Below are 19,995 nucleotides of genomic sequence, written 5' to 3'. Positions count from 1 at the left end.
AAAAGCCGAACCGGTTCAGGTTCGGCTTTTTTATTCTATAACAGATCAAACAAGCGGCCGGATTAATCCGAAAAGTTGCAAAAAGTACAGTGCAACAAAGCGCTTGTTATACCCATCAACCATTGCGAATACTCCCCTAAGTCATTTATATTATTCAAAAGAGATAAAGGGAAACACAATGAAACTCAACACTCAAATCGCACAGCAGATTGTCAAACGCACAATGGGGATTATTCAGCGATCGGTCAATGTAATGGATGAAGAAGGGGTGATTATTGCCTCTGGCGATCCTGCCCGCCTCAACCAAAAGCATACCGGTGCGATAATTGCGTTACGCCAAAATCGTGTGGTGGAAGTCGATGACGAACTGGCTCGTCAATGGCAATTTGAAGCAAGAGCCGGCATCAATCTCCCAATTCACTATTTGGGTAAAAACTGGGGCGTTGTCGGCATTTCCGGCGAGCCGAAACAGGTGCGAGCCTATGCCGAGTTGGTCAAAATGACGGCGGAACTGATTATTGAACAACATATTTTACTCGAAAAAGCCCATTGGCAGCGCCGTTATAAAGAAGAATTTATTTTGCAACTGCTCAAAGGTACGCTCAATCCGGCAAAATGTGCAAAGCAAGCCGCTTTTTTTGACTTTGATTTAGCCTTGCCCCGTGCAGTCATTATTATTCAACTTTCGCAGTCAACTGCCGAACAGTTGCAGGAGCGGGTCGGCTACCTTGAACAAACCTATCCCCAACAAGAGATCGCTATTCTCGCCTTAGATCGGATCGTCATACTCAATCCCCTAACCGCGATGACACATTTTGAACCAACCAAACTCTTTGCCGAACAGGTCAGCCCGCACAGCTATAAAGTAGCGGTCGGCGCAATGCAACCGGGGCAGTCCCTGCATTTCGCCTATAAAACGGCATTAGCCACCCTGCGCTACGGGCTAAAACAGTGTCCGAGAAAATGCAGTTACTTTTTTCATCACGCCCGCTTACCGATTTTGTTACACGAACTGGCGGACACTTGGCAGGCAAAAGAGGCAATTAAACCGACCGAGGTGCTATATCAAAAACCGGAAAATGCAACATTAACCAAGACCCTCACCCACTATTTTTTAGCAAATTGTGATCCGGTTCACACTGCCGAACAGCTCTTTATCCACCCGAATACTCTACGCTACCGTTTGGCGAAAATCGAGCAGCTCACCGGCTTATCTTTCAATCGGATAGACGAAAAATGTATGCTCTATCTCAGTACCCTTTGGCAGAAACCATAGTTGAAAATCACAAAAAATCTGCCGAAACCGACCGCTTTTTTGGTCGTTTAAACAAAGATTTCTCCCCTCGCTCACGGGATAATATTGCTATCTAGCCATTAGGGGAGAATAAACGATGACAACCATTTCCGCACTCGGCGCATTGGTGGCACTGATAGTCGCCATTACGCTGATCCTGAAGAAAGTTTCACCCGCCTATGGAATGATGGTCGGTGCATTAGTCGGCGGTTTAATCGGCGGGGCAAATCTCACCGAAACCGTCAGTCTAATGATTGGCGGCGCACAAGGGATTACCACTGCCGTGATGCGTATTCTCGCCGCCGGTGTGTTAGCCGGCGTGTTGATTGAATCCGGTGCTGCCAACACCATTGCCGAAACGATTGTAAAAAAACTGGGCGAAACGAGAGCATTACTGGCATTGATTTTAGCCACAATGCTGCTGACAATGGTCGGCGTATTTATTGATGTCGCGGTGATCACCGTAGCGCCGATTGCCCTTGCACTCGCCAAACGGGGTAATCTGTCCAAAATGGCGATTTTGTTAGCAATGATCGGCGGCGGCAAAGCGGGCAATTTGATGTCGCCGAACCCGAATGCCATTGCAGCGGCGGATACTTTCCAAATTCCGCTCACCTCCGTGATGTTTGCCGGCATTATTCCGGCGATCTTCGGTATCACTCTCACCTATCTTTTGGCGAAAACCCTGATCACTAAAGGCTCAAAGGTAAGCGATGCCGACACTACTGCCGTTGCCGCTCATCAGCTACCGTCGTTCTTCCCTGCCATCAGTGCACCGCTTTGTGCTATTTCACTGCTTGCACTGCGTCCGCTGTGCAACATTATTATCGACCCGCTCATTGCTCTGCCGTTAGGGGCAGTAGTCGGTGCTATTGCAATGGGTAAATTCAAACAAGCCAACCACTATGCGATTGTCGGCTTAACCAAAATGGTGCCGGTCGCCATTATGTTACTCGGCACCGGCACGTTAGCAGGCGTTATCGCCCATTCTGGCTTAAAAGATCTCTTAATTGAAAACTTAACCCAATCCGGCTTACCGTCCTACCTGCTTGCCCCGATTTCAGGAATGTTGATGTCGCTAGCGACCGCCTCAACCACCGCCGGAACAGCCGTTGCGGCGAACGTATTCAGCAGTACCCTGATTGAATTAGGCATCAGCAGCCTTGCCGGTGCGGCAATGATTCACGCCGGCGCAACGGTGTTCGACCACCTACCGCACGGCTCGTTCTTCCACGCGACCGGCGGCAGTGTCAATATGGACATCAAAGAGCGGCTAAAACTGATCCCTTATGAAACCGCGGTCGGCTTTGTGATGGCAGTAGTCTCCACCCTGATTTTCGGCGTATTTCAATTCATTTAAGGAGTTTAAAATGAAGATTGTAATTGCCCCCGATTCATTCAAAGAAAGTTTAACCGCCCTTGAAGTCGCACAAGCGATCGAAACCGGCTTTGCCAAAATCTTCCCCAATGCCCGCTATATTAAAGTGCCGATGGCAGACGGCGGTGAAGGCACGGTGCAATCCTTAGTCGATGCCAGCGGAGGAACGTTGCAAAAAAGCACAGTGATCGCCCCGCTTGCTAACCCTGTCTGTGCAACATTCGGACTTTCGGGCGACGGCAAAACCGCTATTATTGAAATGGCAGCCGCCTCCGGCTTGCATTTAGTACCCAATGCACAACGCAATCCGCTGAAAACCACCAGCTACGGCACGGGCGAGTTGATTAAAGCTGCGTTGGATTTGGGCGTATCCGAGATTATTTTGGGTATCGGCGGCAGTGCCACCAACGACGGCGGGGTCGGAATGCTCCAAGCACTTGGCGCAAAATTTCATAACCAGCAAGGGCAGGATATCGGTTTTGGCGGTGCACAGTTGCTCGACATTGAACAGATCGATCTAAGCGGTTTAGATCCCCGTTTACACCAAGTTAATATTGACGTTGCCTGCGATGTGGATAACCCGCTTTGCGGCGAGCGGGGCTCGGCGGCGGTTTTTGCCCCCCAAAAAGGTGCCACACCACAAATGGTCAGTCTGTTAGATCAGGCACTTGCCCATTTTGCCGAGAAGGTCAAAACCCTGCTAGGTAAGGATATTCAGACACCGGCAGGAGCAGGAGCGGCGGGCGGAATGGGCGGAGGCGTATTGCTCTTACCAAATGCACAATTAAAAGCCGGTGTAGAGATCGTCCTCAATGCCACCCGCCTTGCCGAACATCTGCAAGACGCCGATTTAGTCATCACCGGCGAGGGCAGAATGGACGCTCAAACCATTCACGGCAAAACCCCGATTGGCGTAGCGAAGTTAGCCAAGCAATTCAATAAGCCTGTCATAGCGATTGTCGGCTGCCTGCGAGAAGATTACGAAGTGGTCTACCCACAAGGGATTGATGCCGTCTTCCCGATTATCCGACAGCTTGACAGCCTTGATGACACCCTGAAACACGCCAGAGAAAATCTCATCTCAACCGCTCAAAACGTGGCAAGGGTGTGGAAGCTCAAGGGGCAGGGAAAGTAAATCTCCCCTATCTCACTATAAAGCTAATTTTTTTATGTCTAGTGAAAGTTCTAAAAAGTCTTAAAAACTTTTTTAGAACTTATCTATTCATATTCAAAATGATTAGCTCTAAATAACTTCTCATTTATTAAACTTATCCCCTACCAAACATTCCCCCAAGCCCGCCTAAGCCGCCCATCACTCCTTTCATTCCACGCATCATTTTTGCCATTCCGCCTTTGCGCATTTTTTTCATCATCTTTTGCATTTCATCAAATTGTTTGAGCAGGCGGTTTACATCTTGAACTTGTGTCCCCGACCCTAACGCAATGCGGCGGCGGCGAGAACCTTTGATGATCTCTGGGTTTGCCCGCTCTTTCAGCGTCATTGAGTTAATAATCGCTTCCATTTTGTTGAACATTTTATCGTCCACCTGATTTTTGACGTGATCCGGCAGATTTTTTGCCCCCGGCAGTTTTTCAAGCAACGTCATCATTCCGCCCATTTTTTTCATTTCCACTAGCTGATCACGGAAATCGTCAAGGGTAAACATATCGCCTTTTTTGAATTTCGCTGCCATTTTTTCGGCTTTCTCTTGATCGACCGAACGTTGCAAATCTTCAATCAGCGATAACACATCACCCATTCCTAAAATACGAGACGCAACTCTGTCAGGGTGGAACGGCTCTAACGCATCGGTTTTCTCACCAACGCCTAAGAATTTAATCGGTTTGCCGGTAATATGACGAATTGACAACGCCGCCCCGCCCCGCGCATCGCCATCCACTTTAGTTAAAATGACCCCCGTTAAAGGCAATGCCTCGTTAAAGGCTTTGGCGGTATTTGCCGCATCTTGACCGGTCATTGCGTCCACAGTAAAGAGCGTTTCAATCGGGTTAAGCACCGCGTGAATGTGTTGAATTTCACTCATCATTTCGCCATCAACGTGTAAACGACCGGCAGTATCGACAATCAATACATCAAAAAAGTTTAATTTTGCGTGCTTGAGCGCCAGCTCGGCGATTTCAACCGGTTTTTGGCGGGTATCGGTTGGGAAGAAATCCACTTTCAACGCTTCCGCTAAGGTTTGAAGCTGTTTAATCGCCGCCGGGCGATAAACATCTGCCGACACGACCAACACTTTTTTCTTATGCCGCTCTTTTAAGAATTTCGCTAACTTACCAACCGAGGTGGTTTTCCCCGCCCCTTGCAAACCCGCCATTAAAATCACTGCCGGCGGTTGGCTGGCGAGGTTTAACGCCTCATTTGCCTCCCCCATCGCACTTTCCAGCTCGGCGCGGACGATTTTGAGAAATTCCTGCCCCGGTGTCAGGCTTTTGTTCACCTCCTCACCAATCGCCCGCTCTTTGACTTTATTGATAAACTCACGCACGACCGGCAAAGCAACGTCAGCCTCCAGCAATGCCATACGCACTTCCCGTAGCGTATCTTTAATATTCTCTTCGGTTAAACGTCCCTTACCGGTTATGTTACGCAGGGTTTTGGATAGTCTATCGGATAAATTCTCAAACATAATCTTCTCTCTAAATGGGCGTAGCGTTATGTAGCAAATGCTTTTGATGTTAAACGGACACGGCGTGGCGTCCCGACAATCTAATCAACATTCAAATTTGTACAATAACGGCATATATCAAAAAAACGTTACTTTTCAACCGCTTGCTAAAAGCCATACAAGCACTAAAAATCAAGGATATTATACAACGCAGGAAATATTTTGGGATAAATAGAATGTAAAGAAAGGATAAAGCTACGCTATTGGATCACGGTTACACAGGCTAAATGATGACATCAGTCGGGACGCCACGCCGGCGTCCGCTAATTAACGGTTAAGGCATTTTTGCACCAATTCCAAGACTAGCGGGAATGTCGTCCAGCCCTCACGATCCAAGAAATGCCCGCCTGTTGCCAAACGGATATAATCGGCAGACAAATGCACCGCTAACGCATCGCTATATTGCGGCGGGACAATCGCATCGTCCATCGCACTCACCACATAAGATTTAAACGGCATTAAATCGGGTGAAATCGCATAGAGGTTAGAGAACGGCGTCAATTCCGGCAAGGTATCTAACGGCTGATAAAAACCGGACACCAGCACCGCGCCTGCCGGCTGAAGATAGTGCTTCGCCAAAAAATTCAGCCACGCAATGCAACCTAAACTATGCCCGACCACCACCGTGTTCTCATCAATCTCCACATTTTGCGCTAAGTGAGCTAACCAACTGTCCGGTGTTGGGTTTGCCGAATCAGGCATTGCCAAACATTCACACGCAATATTTTGCTGGATTAATTGTTGCTGCAACCACGGAAACCAATGGTTCTCCGGCGTAGCCGTATAACCGTGGACAATATACACTTTTGCCATTTGCTCTCTCCCATATCATCAACAAGCGGGCATATTGTGGCATTTTTTTGCAATATTATACAGTCGCTATACACACCAAATTTGGTTCATCGCGAGGCTACACCGTCTTCATTAAAATGAAGTCAGAACTGAAAACGATGTCCGTAATAAAATTACCTAATTTCAAGCTATGATGAAACGGACGCAAGCATTGTGCTCCTACCGATAAGCAATCATCTCACCTGGCACAATGGAGACACAATTTTAGAAATCCTCATTAACCGACCGCTTGCGTTATCGTTCAAGGGATTGTAACGCTTGGACTAATTGGCAATATTGTCGGTATTTGCGGCGATAAGCGTCAAAATGAGCGGGATTGGGCGTAAATATCTGCATCTCTGGCGACAACGCAATCTGACATTGTTCCCCGTTCCCTTGCATTGCCATCAACGCTGCGCCTAAGCAGCCCGTTTCTTCAATGTGCGGAATTTCAACGGTTAAACCGCTCAAATCCGCCAGCATTTGCATCCATACCGCCGATTTCACCGCCCCGCCCGTTACCCGCAGCCGTTGAGTGTCGGGGAAACGTTGCAACATTCGCTCTAAATGGTACATCAGGCTAAACAGCACGCCTTCATAAATCCCCTGTAATAAATGGGCTTGGCGATGATGCGCCTGCAAGCCGTAAAAGCCCGCTTTCATTCCCAAACCGGCATTTGAGCCGTATAAAAACGGGACAAACAACACCGAGCTGGCAGCCGGCGGCAGCTCGGCAAGTCGTTGGTTGATCTCATCATAACTTAATGCCGACCACTGTTTTAAGAACCATTCCAAATTACCGGCAGAGGTCGGGCTGGCTTCGTGAACAATCCATTTTTGCGGTTCGGCATAACGCCCGTATACAAACGGCAGGGCTTGGGATTCATCAATCCGATCGGTAATACCGCTCACCACCGACCAAGTGCCTAAAACCACGTTGAGTTTATACTCATCGTCCAAACCGGCACATAGCGCAGTGGAGACCACATCAAATAACCCACCCACAACCAGCGTGCCTGCCGCCAAGCCGGTCAGTGCCGCCGCCTGCTCGGTAACATAGCCTGCTACCGCATTTGAGCGTATTACAGGCGGTAGCTTATCGCTGATTTCTTGCAAATCCAGCCATTGTGCCAACTGCGGATCGTATCGCCCTGTTTGCATATTGTAGAGGTTAGACTCGGAAATGTTGGTTTCCTCACAATGCAGCTCGCCCGTTAAACAAAAACGCAAATAATCGTGAGACATCAACACCGCCCCGATTTCCGCATAGCGCTGCGGCTCGTGCTCCTTCAGCCAACGCAAAATCGACACGGGGTGCCCCGTCCACAACGTTTGGCGGGTCAATGGATAGAGCTTATCGGGAATGCCCTGCCGTTGCCAGCCTTTTACAATATCAAGGGAACGCTGATCGGAGGATAAAATCGCTCGCCCAAGGGGTTGATTTTGGCGGTCGAGCAAAAACGCCCCCTTGCCCTGTGCAGAAATGCCGACTGCTTTAATCGCCGTTGGTAACAAACCGCTTTGTGCCATCGTTTGACGGATGACCGCCGCACATTTTTGCCAAAGCTGCGGCATATCCCGTTCCGCATAGCCCGCCTGATCGCTAATCACCGCCACATTTTCCCGCACACACGCTGCTATTTTGCCGTGCCGATTAAAAATCGCTGCCTTAATAAAGGTGCCGCCGCAGTCAATGCCAAGGTAGTAGTTCATTTTTTATCCTTTATGCTATGGTTAAACGATACAGGCTGTTTGTCGCTGTAATAAACAAGGTTTTTTGGTCATCGCCAAAGGTACAATTTGAGGTGGTTTTGCCTAAAATAAACCGCCCTAAGAGAGAACCGTCTGTCAGTAAAACGACAATGCCATTTTCACAACTGCAATAAATCACCCCTTGCTTATCTATTCGAAAACCATCCGGAATACCGGGGGTAATGGCTGCGACGGTACGGCGGTTTTTCAGTTGCCGACCGACCACATCAAAAATAACGAGGTGATGAAGCCCTTGCTCACCAAATTCTACCGCCGACATATCCGCCACCAATAACTGTGATTCATCGGGAGAAAAGGCAAGACCATTAGGGCGCATTGTGTTAAATGTTGCAATATTCACCTCATTCGTGTCGGGATCGAAACAATAGATGTAACAACCGACAATTTCGCTTGCCGCTCTATGCCCTTCCGCATCGCTCAAAATACCGTAGGGAGGATCGGTAAACCAAATAGTGCCGTCGGATTTCACTACAACATCATTAGGTGAATTAAAACGCTTCCCTGCTATTTTATCGATAAGCACGCACGTTTTGCCTTGTTGATCCGTTCGGCTAATACACCGCCTACCGTGCTCACAGGTAATTAACCGACCCTGTTGATCCACCGCATTACCATTTGCAAAATCAGACGGAGAGCGTTCAACCGTTACCCCTTGCCCTTCACGCCAGCGGTACATCGTATTCCCTTTGACATCACTAAAAATCAACGCATTTTGCTGCGCTAACCACACCGGCCCTTCAGCCCAAAGTGCTTGATCAAATAATTCGTCCAACTGAAAGCGTGTTCCGACAAGGGCGTGAAAACGCTCATCGTAAATTTCTACGGAAAATGGTGTCATACGCTTCTACCTCATTATCAAGGGGTATTCCCCCAAGTGTTATTGAATCCCCCAAATCGCTTTATATGCCTGCTTATAGCCATTTTGCGGATCATATAAATTACGCTCGCCCCCATCGTAGCGAATATTTTCTTGGGTCACTAAATGGGCCGGCGTAACATAACCGGAGGGTTTTTCACCTGCAAAGGCACGGTTTAACTCATCAACTAATTGCCAGCCGTGTAAATTTAACGGTTCCGGCACGGTCGCAAATTGTTTGTCATTCTGACGGATACGCTGATAGGCAGTTACCGAGCCGTCCCCAGCCGAAATATTGTATGGGCGCACTTTATTTGCCGAACGCAAAGAGGGTGCCATAAAATCAAAATAAAGGTCATTGATAGATAAGGCATATTGCAAATTATCCCCGTATTTTTGCAATAAATTGAAAGTTAAATTCGGCATACGGCTTGATGTATCCGCCAATGGCGTATCAATAAATTCTAATACTTGGCACGCTTGACATTTTTCTATCACCTCTTTCATTACATTCGCTTTGCGTAACGCAATTTCATAGAGCGAGTCGGTTAAAATAACCACTTTGGCTTTTCCGTCTGAATCCGCCACAGCCAGCATCGCCGACAGTTTGGCAATCTCATCGGAATTGGAGGTAACATTGTAGAAAATGCCGTATTTATCAATTGCACCCGGCTCCGGTGTGGCGTGCCAAGCTGTGAGAATAATGCCGTTTTTTACCGCTTTTTTGAGCGGTATTTTGGCGACATTGGGATTCCAACCGCCAATCACTATTGCATCAGGCTGGCGGGCAATCGCTTGGTTTAACGCCGCCAATTGATTATTCACCGTGCCTGCTCCGTCTAAAATATCCAATTTCCAACCGGTTGCGGCAACCGCTTCTTTCATTCCGTCAATCACGCCTAACACCCCACCGTTTTTCATATCCGAGGCAATGAAAATGACCGTTTTATCTTTCTGTAATTGAGGGCCTGCCGTAGGGCCGTCCCATTTCTCTTGTTTTGCCGTAGCCGAGGCGACTAGCTGCTTCACTTCTTCCACAAACGGATCAGAGGCAAAAGTATGGCTACTCCATAAACCCAAAATAGCAATACTCACGAAAGTTGACTTAACATAGTGTTTCATAGCATAGCTCCTGTTAAATAGCTGATGGTTTAGATTTTTTCTGTACCGCTTTCTGATTTAATAAACGTTTACGCTGGGCATAGCCGGCAATCGTAATGGACAAGAGTAAGGTTAAGCCGTTAAAGAGCGGTTCAACCCAAAATGCGCCGCCAAATTGCTGAATACCCGAAATGCCTATGGCTAAAATCGCAATCCCCACTATCGTTCCCCACACATTAATACGCCCCGGGCGGATAGTCGTACTGCCTAGAAAAGCCCCAACTAACGCCGGCAAAAGATAATCCATACCGACACTCGCTTGTCCCACCCCTTGTTGAGCGGAAATCAACACTCCTGTAAACGCAGTAATGACACTTGAGACAACAAACGGCACTATTGTATATTTTTTGATATTGATCCCGTTCAAACGGGCTGCCGTCGGATTACCGCCCACCGCATACATACAACGCCCTGTCGGTGTATGTTCGGTAATCAGCCACATTACAACGGCGATCACCAACACATAAAAGGCGGAAACGGGTAAGCCGAAAATTTCCGTACTATTGAGAGCTAAAAACCCGTCCGGTAAATCGCCTACAATTTGCCGCCCGCCTGAATGCCATAGGGCAACGGCATAAAGCACCGTCCCCGACCCCAGCGTTGCCACAAAGCTATCAATATCGGCAAGCGCAACCAAAATGCCGTTAAATAAACCGTATAACGCGGCAATCACCAACACAACCAAAATAGCCATTTGCCAAGAAAAGCCATATTGAACCTGCAAGGTAATTACCAAGATATGCCATAGCACAATCCCAAAACCGACATTTAAGTCGATCTTGCCGACAATCATCGTGGTGGTTGCGGCCAACGCTAAAAGTGCAATTTTCGATTTACTTTCTAAAATCGCATTTAATGTCAGCATTGATGCAAAAGAATCCGTTACCAATGAAAAAACAATCACCAACAAAATGCACAACCACAATAAACCGTAACGGGTCAGCATTTGGGAAAACCACGCAACCAATCCATCACGAGCAATGGATACCGGCTGTTCTAATGCGGTTGATTTGATATTTGTTTGAGTCATTTCTTATTCCTCCTCACAAGCGGTTAATTTGGTTAATTTTTTTGCAAATCAAACCGCTTGCTTCGATTTACTGTCCGAAGCAAGGGCAAGCAAATTCGCAAAACTCACCGCTTCATTACATAATTCACCCGCCACTTCGCCCCGATTAAAGACGATAGCCCGATTACACAAATGGGCGATTTCTTCAAAATCGGTAGAAATCACAATAATGGCGACATTCTCTTTTAACGCTTTATTGAGCAGATCATAAATTTCCGCTCTTGCACCGACGTCCACGCCAGCGGTCGGATCTTCCAAAATAAGCAGCGGCGTTTTAAGATGCAGCCAACGGGCAACGACAATCTTTTGTTGATTACCGCCGGACAACGCACTCACATCAATAAATAAATTTTTCGGGCGAATATCGAATAATTGAAATTTAAACCAACTCTCCGCCCACTCCTTGCGCTTACTGTAACGCTTCAAGGCAGAATGACCGCTCAACACCGGATTAACAAAAAGGTTTTCGGAGGTTGTCATTGACATTACCAGGCTTTCTTGCGTGCGATCGCCTGCGACTAATGCAACCCCTTTCCGAATAGCGTCCTGCGGCGATTGAGCCTGATAAGGGTGGCGATTAAGGGTAATATCGCCTTGTACGAGCGATCTCAACCCAAATAATGCTCTTCCGATCTCCTCCTGCCCTGCACCCCGTAAGCCGGCTAACGCCAGCATTTCACCTTGATGCAGCTCAAATGACACCGGGCCGGTATCGCCTACCACCACATTGTCCAAACGCAACACCTCCGGCGAACCTTGCGGCAACGGCGCACGCTGTTTGCCCCGACTTTCTTCACCGACAATCGCTTTCACCAAGCCTTTTACATCGTAGTTTTGCGTCCTCCCCTCCGCAACCGGTATACCATCACGCATCACTAAAATGCGGTCGGAAATCTCAATCACTTCATCGAGGCGATGTGTAACATAGATCATTCCCACCCCTTGACTTCGTAGGCGGTTCAAGACATTAAACAAATGGGCAACATCATCTGCCGGCAGAGAGGCAGTCGGCTCGTCCAACACCAAAATTTCGGCATTCACTGCGATTGCCCGTGCAATCGCCAGCAACGCTTTTTCGGTGCGACTAAGATCAAACACTCTCGTTTGAGCGGACAATTCAATCCCGACAAAATCTAACGCACGCTGCGCCTGTTCACGAATTTTTTTCCAATCAATCAGCCCCCATCGGCGTGGAAATCCCATCACAAACGCCATATTTTCCGCAATTGTCATCCACTCAATAAGCCCTAGATCTTGGTGAATAAAGGCAATCGGCTTTTTACCGCCTTTCTCAATCGCAAGGGCGGATTGGATTTTCTGATCGTGAAAGCAGATCTCACCGCTATCACAGGTATAAATGCCGGCAAGAATTTTAATCAGGGTGGATTTGCCTGCACCGTTCTCCCCCAATAACGCCACAATTTCGCCGGAATGAATTGACAGACTAACTTCATTAACTGCCGTATGATTTCCAAAACGTTTCACAATCCGTTGTAAAGTTAAAATTGGTTGTGTATTCACCACGCCCCCTTCACTTTGAAAAATTGATTTCGCTACACGCACTGCGATCCTCACACTTTTTTGCCGGCATAAGCGGCAGCCTACTCCGCCAGCCGATCAATCTGCTTCACCAAATCCTCGCCGTGTTTTTCGATGAAGGCTTTACGCACGTCGGCTTCAATTACGGCTTTAAACGGCGTGGTGTCGATATTTTCGATCACTTCAACGCCAGCGTTCTGCAATTTTGCGATGATCGCCTTTTCATTGTCGAGGTTCAGTTGGCGTTGGTACTGTCCCGCCTCTTTAGCCGCCTCCATAATTGCCTGTTGCAAGTTTGGCGATAAGTTGTCAAATTTGGCTTTATTCATTACCACAATCAGCGGGGTATAGCCGTGATTGGTGAGGGAGAGGTATTTTTGCACTTCATAGAGTTTTGCCGACCACACAATGCCGATTGGGTGTTCTTGTGCATCAACCGCACGGGTTTCAAGGGCGGTGTAAAGTTCGGAAAGCGGCATCGGCACAGGGTTTGCGCCGAGCAAGCTAAAGGCTTGAATATACATCGGATTTTGGTTAGTCCGCACTTTCAGCCCTTTAATATCCGCAGGGGAATTGATTGGATGTTTGGAGTTGGTGAAAGAACGGAAACCGACATCCCAAAACGCCAGCCCTTTTAAGCCTTGCGCCTCAAGTTGTGCCAGCAGCCCCTGCCCGATTTCACCGTCCAATACCGCATAGGCGTGCGTGCGATTTTTGAAGATAAACGGAATATCAATCACGTTGAGCTGCGGCACTAAACCGGAAAAATTCGGCGAGCCGGACATTTCCAAATCAATCGTGCCACCCCGCACAGCACCGATCATCGTTTGTGCATTGCCTAAAGTGCTGTCGGGAAACAGGCTGAGTTTAATCTCGCCTTTGGTTTTAGCGTTCAGCAGCTCGTTAAATTTTTTGGCGGCACTGTGTTGAGTATCGCTACGAGGGGCTTCATAGCCAAAACGTAAGGTCGTTTGCGCATTGGCAGCGGCAACAACGGCAAAGCCTGCCACAAGGGTTGCAAGGGTTTTGAGGGAAAATTTCATTGTGTGCTCCTTTCAGGTCTGTACAAGCGGTCGGATAAGTTGCGGTATTTGCAAATTCGACGACGGCTTAGGGTTGTAGCCACGCCAGTGGCGTTAAGATCAGTTGCGGAAAAAAGACAAACGCAAACAGTAAAACAATCATCATCAACATATAGGGCAAAATGCCTTTGGCAGCTTGGTCGAACGGCAATTTTGAGACGCCCGTGATCACATTCAGCACATTGCCGACAGGCGGTGTAATTAAGCCGATTGAGGTGTTGAGAATAAACAGCACGCCGAAATAGACCGGATCAATGCCCGCTTCTTCCACCAGCGGCATCAGCACCGGTGTGAGAATGAGGACGGTCGGGGTGAGATCCATCACCATTCCAATCACAAAGACCGCCAGCATTATCACCATCAACAGCAACGTCGGCGATTCAATCAACGGTTCAAGCAGCTCCGTCATCATCTGAGGTAGCTCCGCCACCGTAATCAGCCAGCCGGTAACTTGAGCGGCGGCGACTAAAAACATCACCACCGCTGTGGTTTTCGCCGCATTTAAAATCACCCCGTAAAGCTGCGACCATTTCAGCTCTTTATAGATAAAAATCGACACGATTAACGCATAAAAGGCGGCAACCACACCCGCTTCAGTCGGGGTGAACATTCCGGAGCGAAAACCGCCGATAATGATGACGGGCAGCAGCAACGCCCAAATACTCTGTTTAAAAGAGAAGCATAATTCTTTTTTGGTCGCTTTGGAAAAGGTCATTAAATTCAGCCGTTTTGCCTGCCACCACCAAAGCATCGCCAAGCAACAGCCCATCAAAATACCGGGGAAAATGCCGGCTAAAAACAGCTTGGTAATCGACACGCCACTCGCCACCCCAAACACAATAAACGGGATACTCGGCGGAATAATCGGGGCGATAATGCCCGCCGTGCCGATTAAACCAGCGGATTTGTCCAGCGGGTAGCCGGTAGTTTTCATCATCGGCAGTAACATTGCCGCTACGGCAGCGGTATCCGCCACCGCCGAACCGGACAGGCTCGCCATAATCATTGCCGCTAAAATCGCGACAAATCCCAGCCCGCCCCGCTTATGCCCGACCAATTTCATCGGCAAATCAATAATGCGTTTCGACAAACCGCCCTCGTTCATTATCTCGCCAGCAAGAATAAAAAACGGGATCGCCATTAGGGAAAAACTGTCTGCGCCACTCACTAGCTGCTGGGCAAGGATTTGAGCATCAAACACCTCTAAATGCAGCATCAGGGCAATGCCACAAATCAACAACGCAAACGCCACCGGTACGCCGAGTAAAATTGCGCCCAATAAGGCGGTAAGGAAAATCACCACGGTCATTTGTCAATTTCTCCTTTCATCAGCCCGCTTGCTGTCCCGATCCAGCGTATGCCGAGCAAGATGCCGATCGCAGTTCCCGCGACAACGCCGGCAAGGAAAGTGATTCCCGTTGGAATATTGGAAATCGGCGCGAGGTTATGCCAATTAAGCTGAAACTGCACCCAGCCGCCTGCGATAATCAAATAGCAGCAATAGAGCATTACGCCGTCTGTCAGTAGCGAAAGCCAACGGCGTTGAGCGAGCGAGAGCTTGGCAGTCTGTACGGTTACGCTGACGTGCTGATTATCACGAAAAGCCAAAATCGCCGCTAAAAAGGTCAGCCATACGAACAGATAACGGGACACTTCTTCGGTAACACTGATGCTACTGTTAAACCCGTAACGTAGCACCACGTTCAGAAAGACCAGTATCGACATTTTGGCTAGAATCAGGACGACTAGCATTTCCAGCCCACGAGTCGCAATATGTGCAAGTTTATTCATACAAGCCTCAAATCAAGAAAAACACGCGGTCGGTTAGCGGCAATTATTTGCAAAAATCGCTTACCCCTCTACAACGCTTTCAATTTCGCCCAAACACGCTCATCAACCGGAATGCCGTTCGCTTGGTTTTCCGCCCAAATCGTGTTGAACTCGTGTCCCGGCAATCGCACGGCGATATTCGGATCGGCTCGTTCGGCGGTTTTCACATAATCGATAATTTTCTGTAATTTCTCCGCTTTGGTTGCACCGCCAATTAAGCGATCAACTTCAATCGCAATAAAGATTTGCGATACGCAATATTCATCGTCCTTTTCTTCGGTAACTTCCGCCACCGATAACCCGTTGGAAAGCAAGGTGGCGATCATATCCAACACAATCGACAAGCCCGAGCCTTTCCAAAAGCCCATCGGCATTAGACGGCGGTTTTTCTCGACCATTGCGGGATCTTTGGTCGGTTTGCCGTCATCATCAAAACCGGCATCAACTGCCGTTTGGCGACCGGCAAGGCGATTGACCTCCAACATTCCGTAGGAATACATTGAGCAGGACATATCCACCATTGTGATCGGGTTGCTCGGCACGGCGATAATCAACGGGTTCGTCCCGATACGGCACTCTTTCGCCCCCCAAGGCGGCATTACGGCAATCGAGTTCGTCCAACAAATGCCGATGTAGCCCTTTTCTGCCGCTTGCCAGCCGTAGCCGCCGCCCCGCATCCAGTGGTTCGCATTTTTCAACGCCACCACACCAATGCCAAACTGATCGGCAATCGCCATTGCTCTGTCCATCATTTTTTTAGCGGTGAGATTGCCGATCCCTTGATGTGCGTCCCACTGCTCAATCGCGCCAAGGGAAAGCACTTTGGTCGGTTCGGCGTCAGGGTGAATATCGCCTTTCTCTAACTGTTGAATAAAACGGGGAAAGCGGTTTACTCCGTGGGAATAAACGCCGGATTGGGTGGTGTCGGCAAACATTGTGGCACAGGCTTCCGCAATCGGTTCTGCGACATTGCGGGCTAACAGCACCCGTTTAAATTCCGCTTTTAATTCTGAATAAGACACTCGCATAACAGCCTCATAGGGTTAATTCCAAATAGTAAAACTCTATTTCACAAATTATAATTTGCACGATTTAAAGTCAATAAAAGTTAAAAAATAAAAACTTTTTATAATCAATATGTTATTTTTAAATTTTCAATTCTGTGAGCCAGATCGCAAATTTTTCGCAAATTGATTTCACTATATGAAACGATTTTGATTAAAATACACAAAAATTTAATACTTGGAGAAAAAATGAAAACGGAAAAAAGTGCGGGTAATCAAAGTCTGATACGGGGGTTGCGATTATTGGATCTGCTAAGTAACTTTCCAAATGGCTGCCCGTTGGCAAAATTGGCGGAAATGTCGCAACTCAATAAAAGTACCACTCACCGTTTACTGCAAGGGCTGCAAAGTGAAGGCTTTGTACAGCCGGCAATTTCAAACGGCAGCTATCGGCTGACGACAAAATGCTTAAGTCTCGGGCAGAAGACATTATCATCGCTTAATATCATCAATATGGCTTCGCCTTATCTGGAGAAGCTGAATTTAGCCTTGGGTGAAACGGTCAATTTTTCAAAGCGGGAGGGCGATTACGGCATTATGATTTACAAGCTCGAACCGACCACCGGAATGATGCGGACTCGTGCCTATATCGGGCAACATCTCGCCCTGTATTGCTCGGCAATGGGCAAGCTCTATTTGGCGTATGAACAGGACGACAGCTATTTAGCACACTATTGGCACAGCCACCAAACGCTGATTCAACCATTAACCCATAATACGATTACCTCACAACAGGCAATGGTGCTGGAATTGGCGGAAATTCGTCAGACCGGATTTGCAATGGATCGGGAAGAAAACGAACTCGGTGTCGGCTGCATCGCCTGCCCGATATTCAGCTTAAACGGTAACGTAGAATACGCCGTTTCCGTTTCGTCTTCCATTCACCGCCTAAAACAACTCGGCATTCAGAACGTATTAGCCGAAATGCGTTTCGCGGCGGAGGGGATTTCTAAGGAATTGGGTTGGAATAAGGGTTAAATAAAAAACAGATCATAAAAGAGAGTGGGCTAAACACTCTCTTTTCTCATATTAGCAAAAATAACGCCCAAATTAACCGCTTGATCTACGGGTTAATAAAGGCTTCACAATATTGATAATCACCGCGCTCAATAATATCAATGCAAAGCCTAACGCTTGGGTCAATAAAGGATATTCATCAGAAAATAACATCATAATAACCAATGTAATCAGGGGTGAAAATAACGTGGCATAACTCGCAAATTCAGCACTTTTTGTTTTTATCAGATAAAACCAAATAAAATAAATCAACGCACTGCCTATTGCACTAATATAAAGTAAGCTCATCATTATTTTTAAATCACTCAATACGATTTCAACGGATAAAATCCACTGTTGCCGCTCCAACGTGAAGAGTAAAATCACACCTAAACAGAGAGCAGAAAATAAAAATTGCCAAAATAATGTTGCTTTAGATGATAGCGTCGGCTTAACCTTCTGCGCTAAAATCGTGCCAACCGCCCACACTAACGCACTCGATAAAATAATCACCTCCCCCAATGAAATAAATATCTCATTTAAGACAAAGACCCCCCCTAACAGACATAAAACAGCCGCTAATACCGATAAAAAATCAATCTTGCGTGCCATTAACATTAAAATCACAGAGGTAAAACAAGGCATTGTATAAATCAAAATAGTCGCATTCGTTACCGATGTATAATATAAAGCGAGGTTATTCAATGTAGGGACGAGGAGGATATTAGGCAGCGCTACCACCATCATTTTAAACATATTCTGCTTATCCATTATCGCCATACTCGCGCTTACCTCTTTGTAAAAAAGCACAAATAATATGCTACAAGATAGCACTAATGTGATAAAACGAAACGGCATAGGACCAATAGCATCAATGGCTAACTTGGAAAACGGGAAAGACGATCCCCATATCAATGCCATTATCGCTGTTAAAAAAGCTTTTTAGCATTATGTACCCCGCCTGTTACGATTTTATAAGCCAATACTGCTTATCTACATTGATTTTTCATTAAAAGCAAATTTTTTGAATAATAAAAAGACGCCCGAAGGCGTCCTATCCTATTTTCGTCATTTGCAAAAAAGTACGGAAATTTAACCGCTTGTTACCAATATTTCTCAATCTCGGCACGGATCGCTTCCGCCGTTTGCTTGCCTTTTTCACCAACTAATGCACGCCCTGCGATAAAGGCTTTGGCGTTTTTGATCTCTTTAAAGAGGTAAATTTCTTCCGGTACAATCCCGCCGGTAATGGACAGTTCTAAACCTAATGCAGAAAGTTGTTTCATCAATTCCACATCTTCGCTTGTCCAGCCTTTGCCTGCCAATTCGGCATCACGGGAGCGGTGGTAAATCGCTTGTTTTACGCCTAATTCCACCCACTCTTTTGCGTCTTTTTCAACGCCCCAGTTACCGTAAATTTCGATCTGAATTTCTTTTTTTACTTTTAATTCAGGGTGAGCGGCGTTAAATTCGTCCGCCACTTTTTTGCAAGCCGCTTTAGTTGCAGGATGAGCTGCGGCAGAGACGGTGAGCCAATCTGCGCCCGCTTCAAACGCCATTTTAGCCAGAATTGCACCGCCGTCCGTGGTTTTTAAATCGCAAACTAAAATATGGTTGGGGTGTAATGCTCTAAGAGTGGACACCGCTTTCATTCCTTCCGCACAAGCCAGGATTGTGCCGCACTCAATAATATCGACCACCGATTCCGCCTGTTTGGCATCGGCAACCGCTTTTTCAAGGGTTAAAGAATCAAGGGCAATTTGGAGTAAAGGTTTAGACATAGTATGTTCCTTTTGATTGGGTGTTGAATGTCCCCTTTTTCATCAAGGGGAACATTGATTTTGAGTCAATTCAACACAGATATAACGTCGTTATAAGGCATTCGAGCATTGAACAATGTTTCCATTGTTCAATCCCCCTCATTTCAAAGAGGGGGGAGGCGATTAATTCAATGCTGCATCAATCACCGCATACACTTCTTCGGCGGTGGTGCAACGGCGGATTTTGTCGAGATCGACCCCCGTATCGCTATCCGGATCGTCAAGCACTTGGGTGATTTCCATTAGCCCTTGCATATGTTGATCGGAATCGCTGCCGGCGAGGGTGAGCATCACATAAATCGGGTCGTCCTCGCCCTCAAAATAGACCGGCTCTTTGAACGTAACCAGTGCAAACGAGGTGCGTACTACCCCTTCTTCCGGACGGGCGTGCGGCATTGCCAACCCCGGTGCAAGAATGATGTAAGGCCCCATTTCCTCGATTTTACTGACGATATTGTGGTAATACTCCGGTTTAATCGTGCCGGCTTTTTCTAGCAAATCCGTGCCGAGTTTAATCGCCGCTTTCCAATCCGCCGCCTGCTGATTTAACAAAATTGAATTGTTTTCGATAAGTGATTGTTTTAAGTTCATACCTTTTTCCTTATAAAAAGGCGG

Annotated in this window: 18 protein-coding genes; 4 read left to right on the top strand and 14 right to left on the bottom strand. The window is 47.3% G+C overall.

Annotation, left to right across the window (positions count from 1 at the left end):
- Window positions 1–178: 178 nt before the first annotated feature.
- The 3 genes from E4T80_RS06150 to E4T80_RS06140 all read left to right on the top strand — a co-directional run bounded on the left by E4T80_RS06150 (window position 179) and on the right by E4T80_RS06140 (window position 3,807).
- The gene (locus tag E4T80_RS06150) at window positions 179–1,276 is read left to right on the top strand and encodes a sugar diacid recognition domain-containing protein (protein WP_135056138.1); all 1,098 of its coding nucleotides are present in this window, start codon (window positions 179–181) and stop codon (window positions 1,274–1,276) included.
- A 115-nt stretch (window positions 1,277–1,391) separates the two neighbouring features.
- Window positions 1,392–2,654: a GntP family permease gene (locus E4T80_RS06145; RefSeq protein ID WP_135056135.1), complete on the top strand. Its 1,263-nt coding sequence runs from the start codon at window positions 1,392–1,394 to the stop codon at window positions 2,652–2,654.
- 10 nt (window positions 2,655–2,664) lie between these two features.
- Window positions 2,665–3,807, top strand: coding sequence for a glycerate kinase (locus tag E4T80_RS06140; RefSeq protein ID WP_135056132.1), 1,143 nt, complete (start codon window positions 2,665–2,667; stop codon window positions 3,805–3,807).
- Window positions 3,808–3,940: 133 nt separating this feature from the next.
- On the opposite strand, the gene ffh is transcribed toward E4T80_RS06140, so the two are convergent.
- The 11 genes from ffh to yiaK form a co-directional block, all read right to left on the bottom strand.
- Window positions 3,941–5,320, bottom strand: a complete 1,380-nt coding sequence (gene ffh / locus E4T80_RS06135; protein WP_135056129.1) for a signal recognition particle protein — start codon at window positions 5,318–5,320, stop codon at window positions 3,941–3,943.
- Between the two features lie 306 nt (window positions 5,321–5,626).
- Window positions 5,627–6,172, bottom strand: a complete 546-nt coding sequence (locus E4T80_RS06130) for an RBBP9/YdeN family alpha/beta hydrolase (RefSeq protein WP_135056126.1) — start codon at window positions 6,170–6,172, stop codon at window positions 5,627–5,629.
- 273 nt (window positions 6,173–6,445) lie between these two features.
- Complete coding sequence (locus tag E4T80_RS06125) at window positions 6,446–7,903, bottom strand: FGGY-family carbohydrate kinase (RefSeq protein WP_135056123.1); 1,458 nt, start codon at window positions 7,901–7,903, stop codon at window positions 6,446–6,448.
- 10 nt (window positions 7,904–7,913) lie between these two features.
- The gene (locus tag E4T80_RS06120) at window positions 7,914–8,801 is read right to left on the bottom strand and encodes an SMP-30/gluconolactonase/LRE family protein (protein WP_135056120.1); all 888 of its coding nucleotides are present in this window, start codon (window positions 8,799–8,801) and stop codon (window positions 7,914–7,916) included.
- Window positions 8,802–8,840: 39 nt separating this feature from the next.
- Window positions 8,841–9,941: an ABC transporter substrate-binding protein gene (locus E4T80_RS06115; RefSeq protein WP_135056117.1), complete on the bottom strand. Its 1,101-nt coding sequence runs from the start codon at window positions 9,939–9,941 to the stop codon at window positions 8,841–8,843.
- Between the two features lie 13 nt (window positions 9,942–9,954).
- Window positions 9,955–11,010, bottom strand: coding sequence for an ABC transporter permease (locus tag E4T80_RS06110; RefSeq protein WP_135056114.1), 1,056 nt, complete (start codon window positions 11,008–11,010; stop codon window positions 9,955–9,957).
- A 48-nt stretch (window positions 11,011–11,058) separates the two neighbouring features.
- The gene (locus E4T80_RS06105; protein ID WP_135056228.1) at window positions 11,059–12,573 is read right to left on the bottom strand and encodes a sugar ABC transporter ATP-binding protein; all 1,515 of its coding nucleotides are present in this window, start codon (window positions 12,571–12,573) and stop codon (window positions 11,059–11,061) included.
- Between the two features lie 77 nt (window positions 12,574–12,650).
- A complete protein-coding gene (locus E4T80_RS06100) occupies window positions 12,651–13,631 on the bottom strand; it encodes a TRAP transporter substrate-binding protein (RefSeq protein WP_135056111.1) in 981 nt (326 codons plus the stop codon).
- Window positions 13,632–13,698: 67 nt separating this feature from the next.
- The gene (locus E4T80_RS06095) at window positions 13,699–14,979 is read right to left on the bottom strand and encodes a TRAP transporter large permease subunit (RefSeq protein WP_135056108.1); all 1,281 of its coding nucleotides are present in this window, start codon (window positions 14,977–14,979) and stop codon (window positions 13,699–13,701) included.
- Window positions 14,976–15,461 carry a TRAP transporter small permease gene (locus tag E4T80_RS06090; RefSeq protein WP_135056106.1) on the bottom strand — a complete coding sequence of 162 codons (486 nt, stop codon included), beginning with the start codon at window positions 15,459–15,461 and terminating at the stop codon, window positions 14,976–14,978. Before E4T80_RS06090 ends, E4T80_RS06095 begins: the two co-directional genes overlap by 4 nt.
- A 68-nt stretch (window positions 15,462–15,529) precedes the next feature.
- Entirely contained in the window at window positions 15,530–16,528 is a 999-nt protein-coding gene (gene yiaK, locus E4T80_RS06085; RefSeq protein WP_135056103.1) for a 3-dehydro-L-gulonate 2-dehydrogenase, read from the bottom strand.
- A gap of 225 nt (window positions 16,529–16,753) precedes the next feature.
- Between yiaK and E4T80_RS06080 the strand changes: the two genes are divergently transcribed.
- Window positions 16,754–17,542, top strand: a complete 789-nt coding sequence (locus tag E4T80_RS06080) for an IclR family transcriptional regulator (protein ID WP_135056101.1) — start codon at window positions 16,754–16,756, stop codon at window positions 17,540–17,542.
- Window positions 17,543–17,614: 72 nt separating this feature from the next.
- Here the strand turns inward: E4T80_RS06080 and E4T80_RS06075 are convergent, their stop codons facing one another.
- From E4T80_RS06075 to E4T80_RS06065, 3 genes are all read right to left on the bottom strand, one after another.
- Window positions 17,615–18,484 (bottom strand): DMT family transporter, encoded by an 870-nt coding sequence (locus E4T80_RS06075; protein ID WP_267899460.1) that lies wholly within the window; start codon window positions 18,482–18,484, stop codon window positions 17,615–17,617.
- 179 nt (window positions 18,485–18,663) lie between these two features.
- Window positions 18,664–19,341 carry a 3-keto-L-gulonate-6-phosphate decarboxylase UlaD gene (locus tag E4T80_RS06070; protein ID WP_135056095.1) on the bottom strand — a complete coding sequence of 226 codons (678 nt, stop codon included), beginning with the start codon at window positions 19,339–19,341 and terminating at the stop codon, window positions 18,664–18,666.
- Between the two features lie 162 nt (window positions 19,342–19,503).
- On the bottom strand, window positions 19,504–19,971 hold the full coding sequence (locus tag E4T80_RS06065; protein WP_047976799.1) for a PTS sugar transporter subunit IIA: 468 nt from the start codon (window positions 19,969–19,971) through the stop codon (window positions 19,504–19,506).
- Window positions 19,972–19,995: the final 24 nt, after the last annotated feature.

Origin of the sequence: Muribacter muris, from assembly GCF_004569585.1 — a bacterium.
Lineage (GTDB): Bacteria > Pseudomonadota > Gammaproteobacteria > Enterobacterales > Pasteurellaceae > Muribacter > Muribacter muris.
The sequence above is the reverse complement of the archived record's forward strand: the minus strand, read 5'-3'. Positions and strand labels throughout refer to the sequence as shown.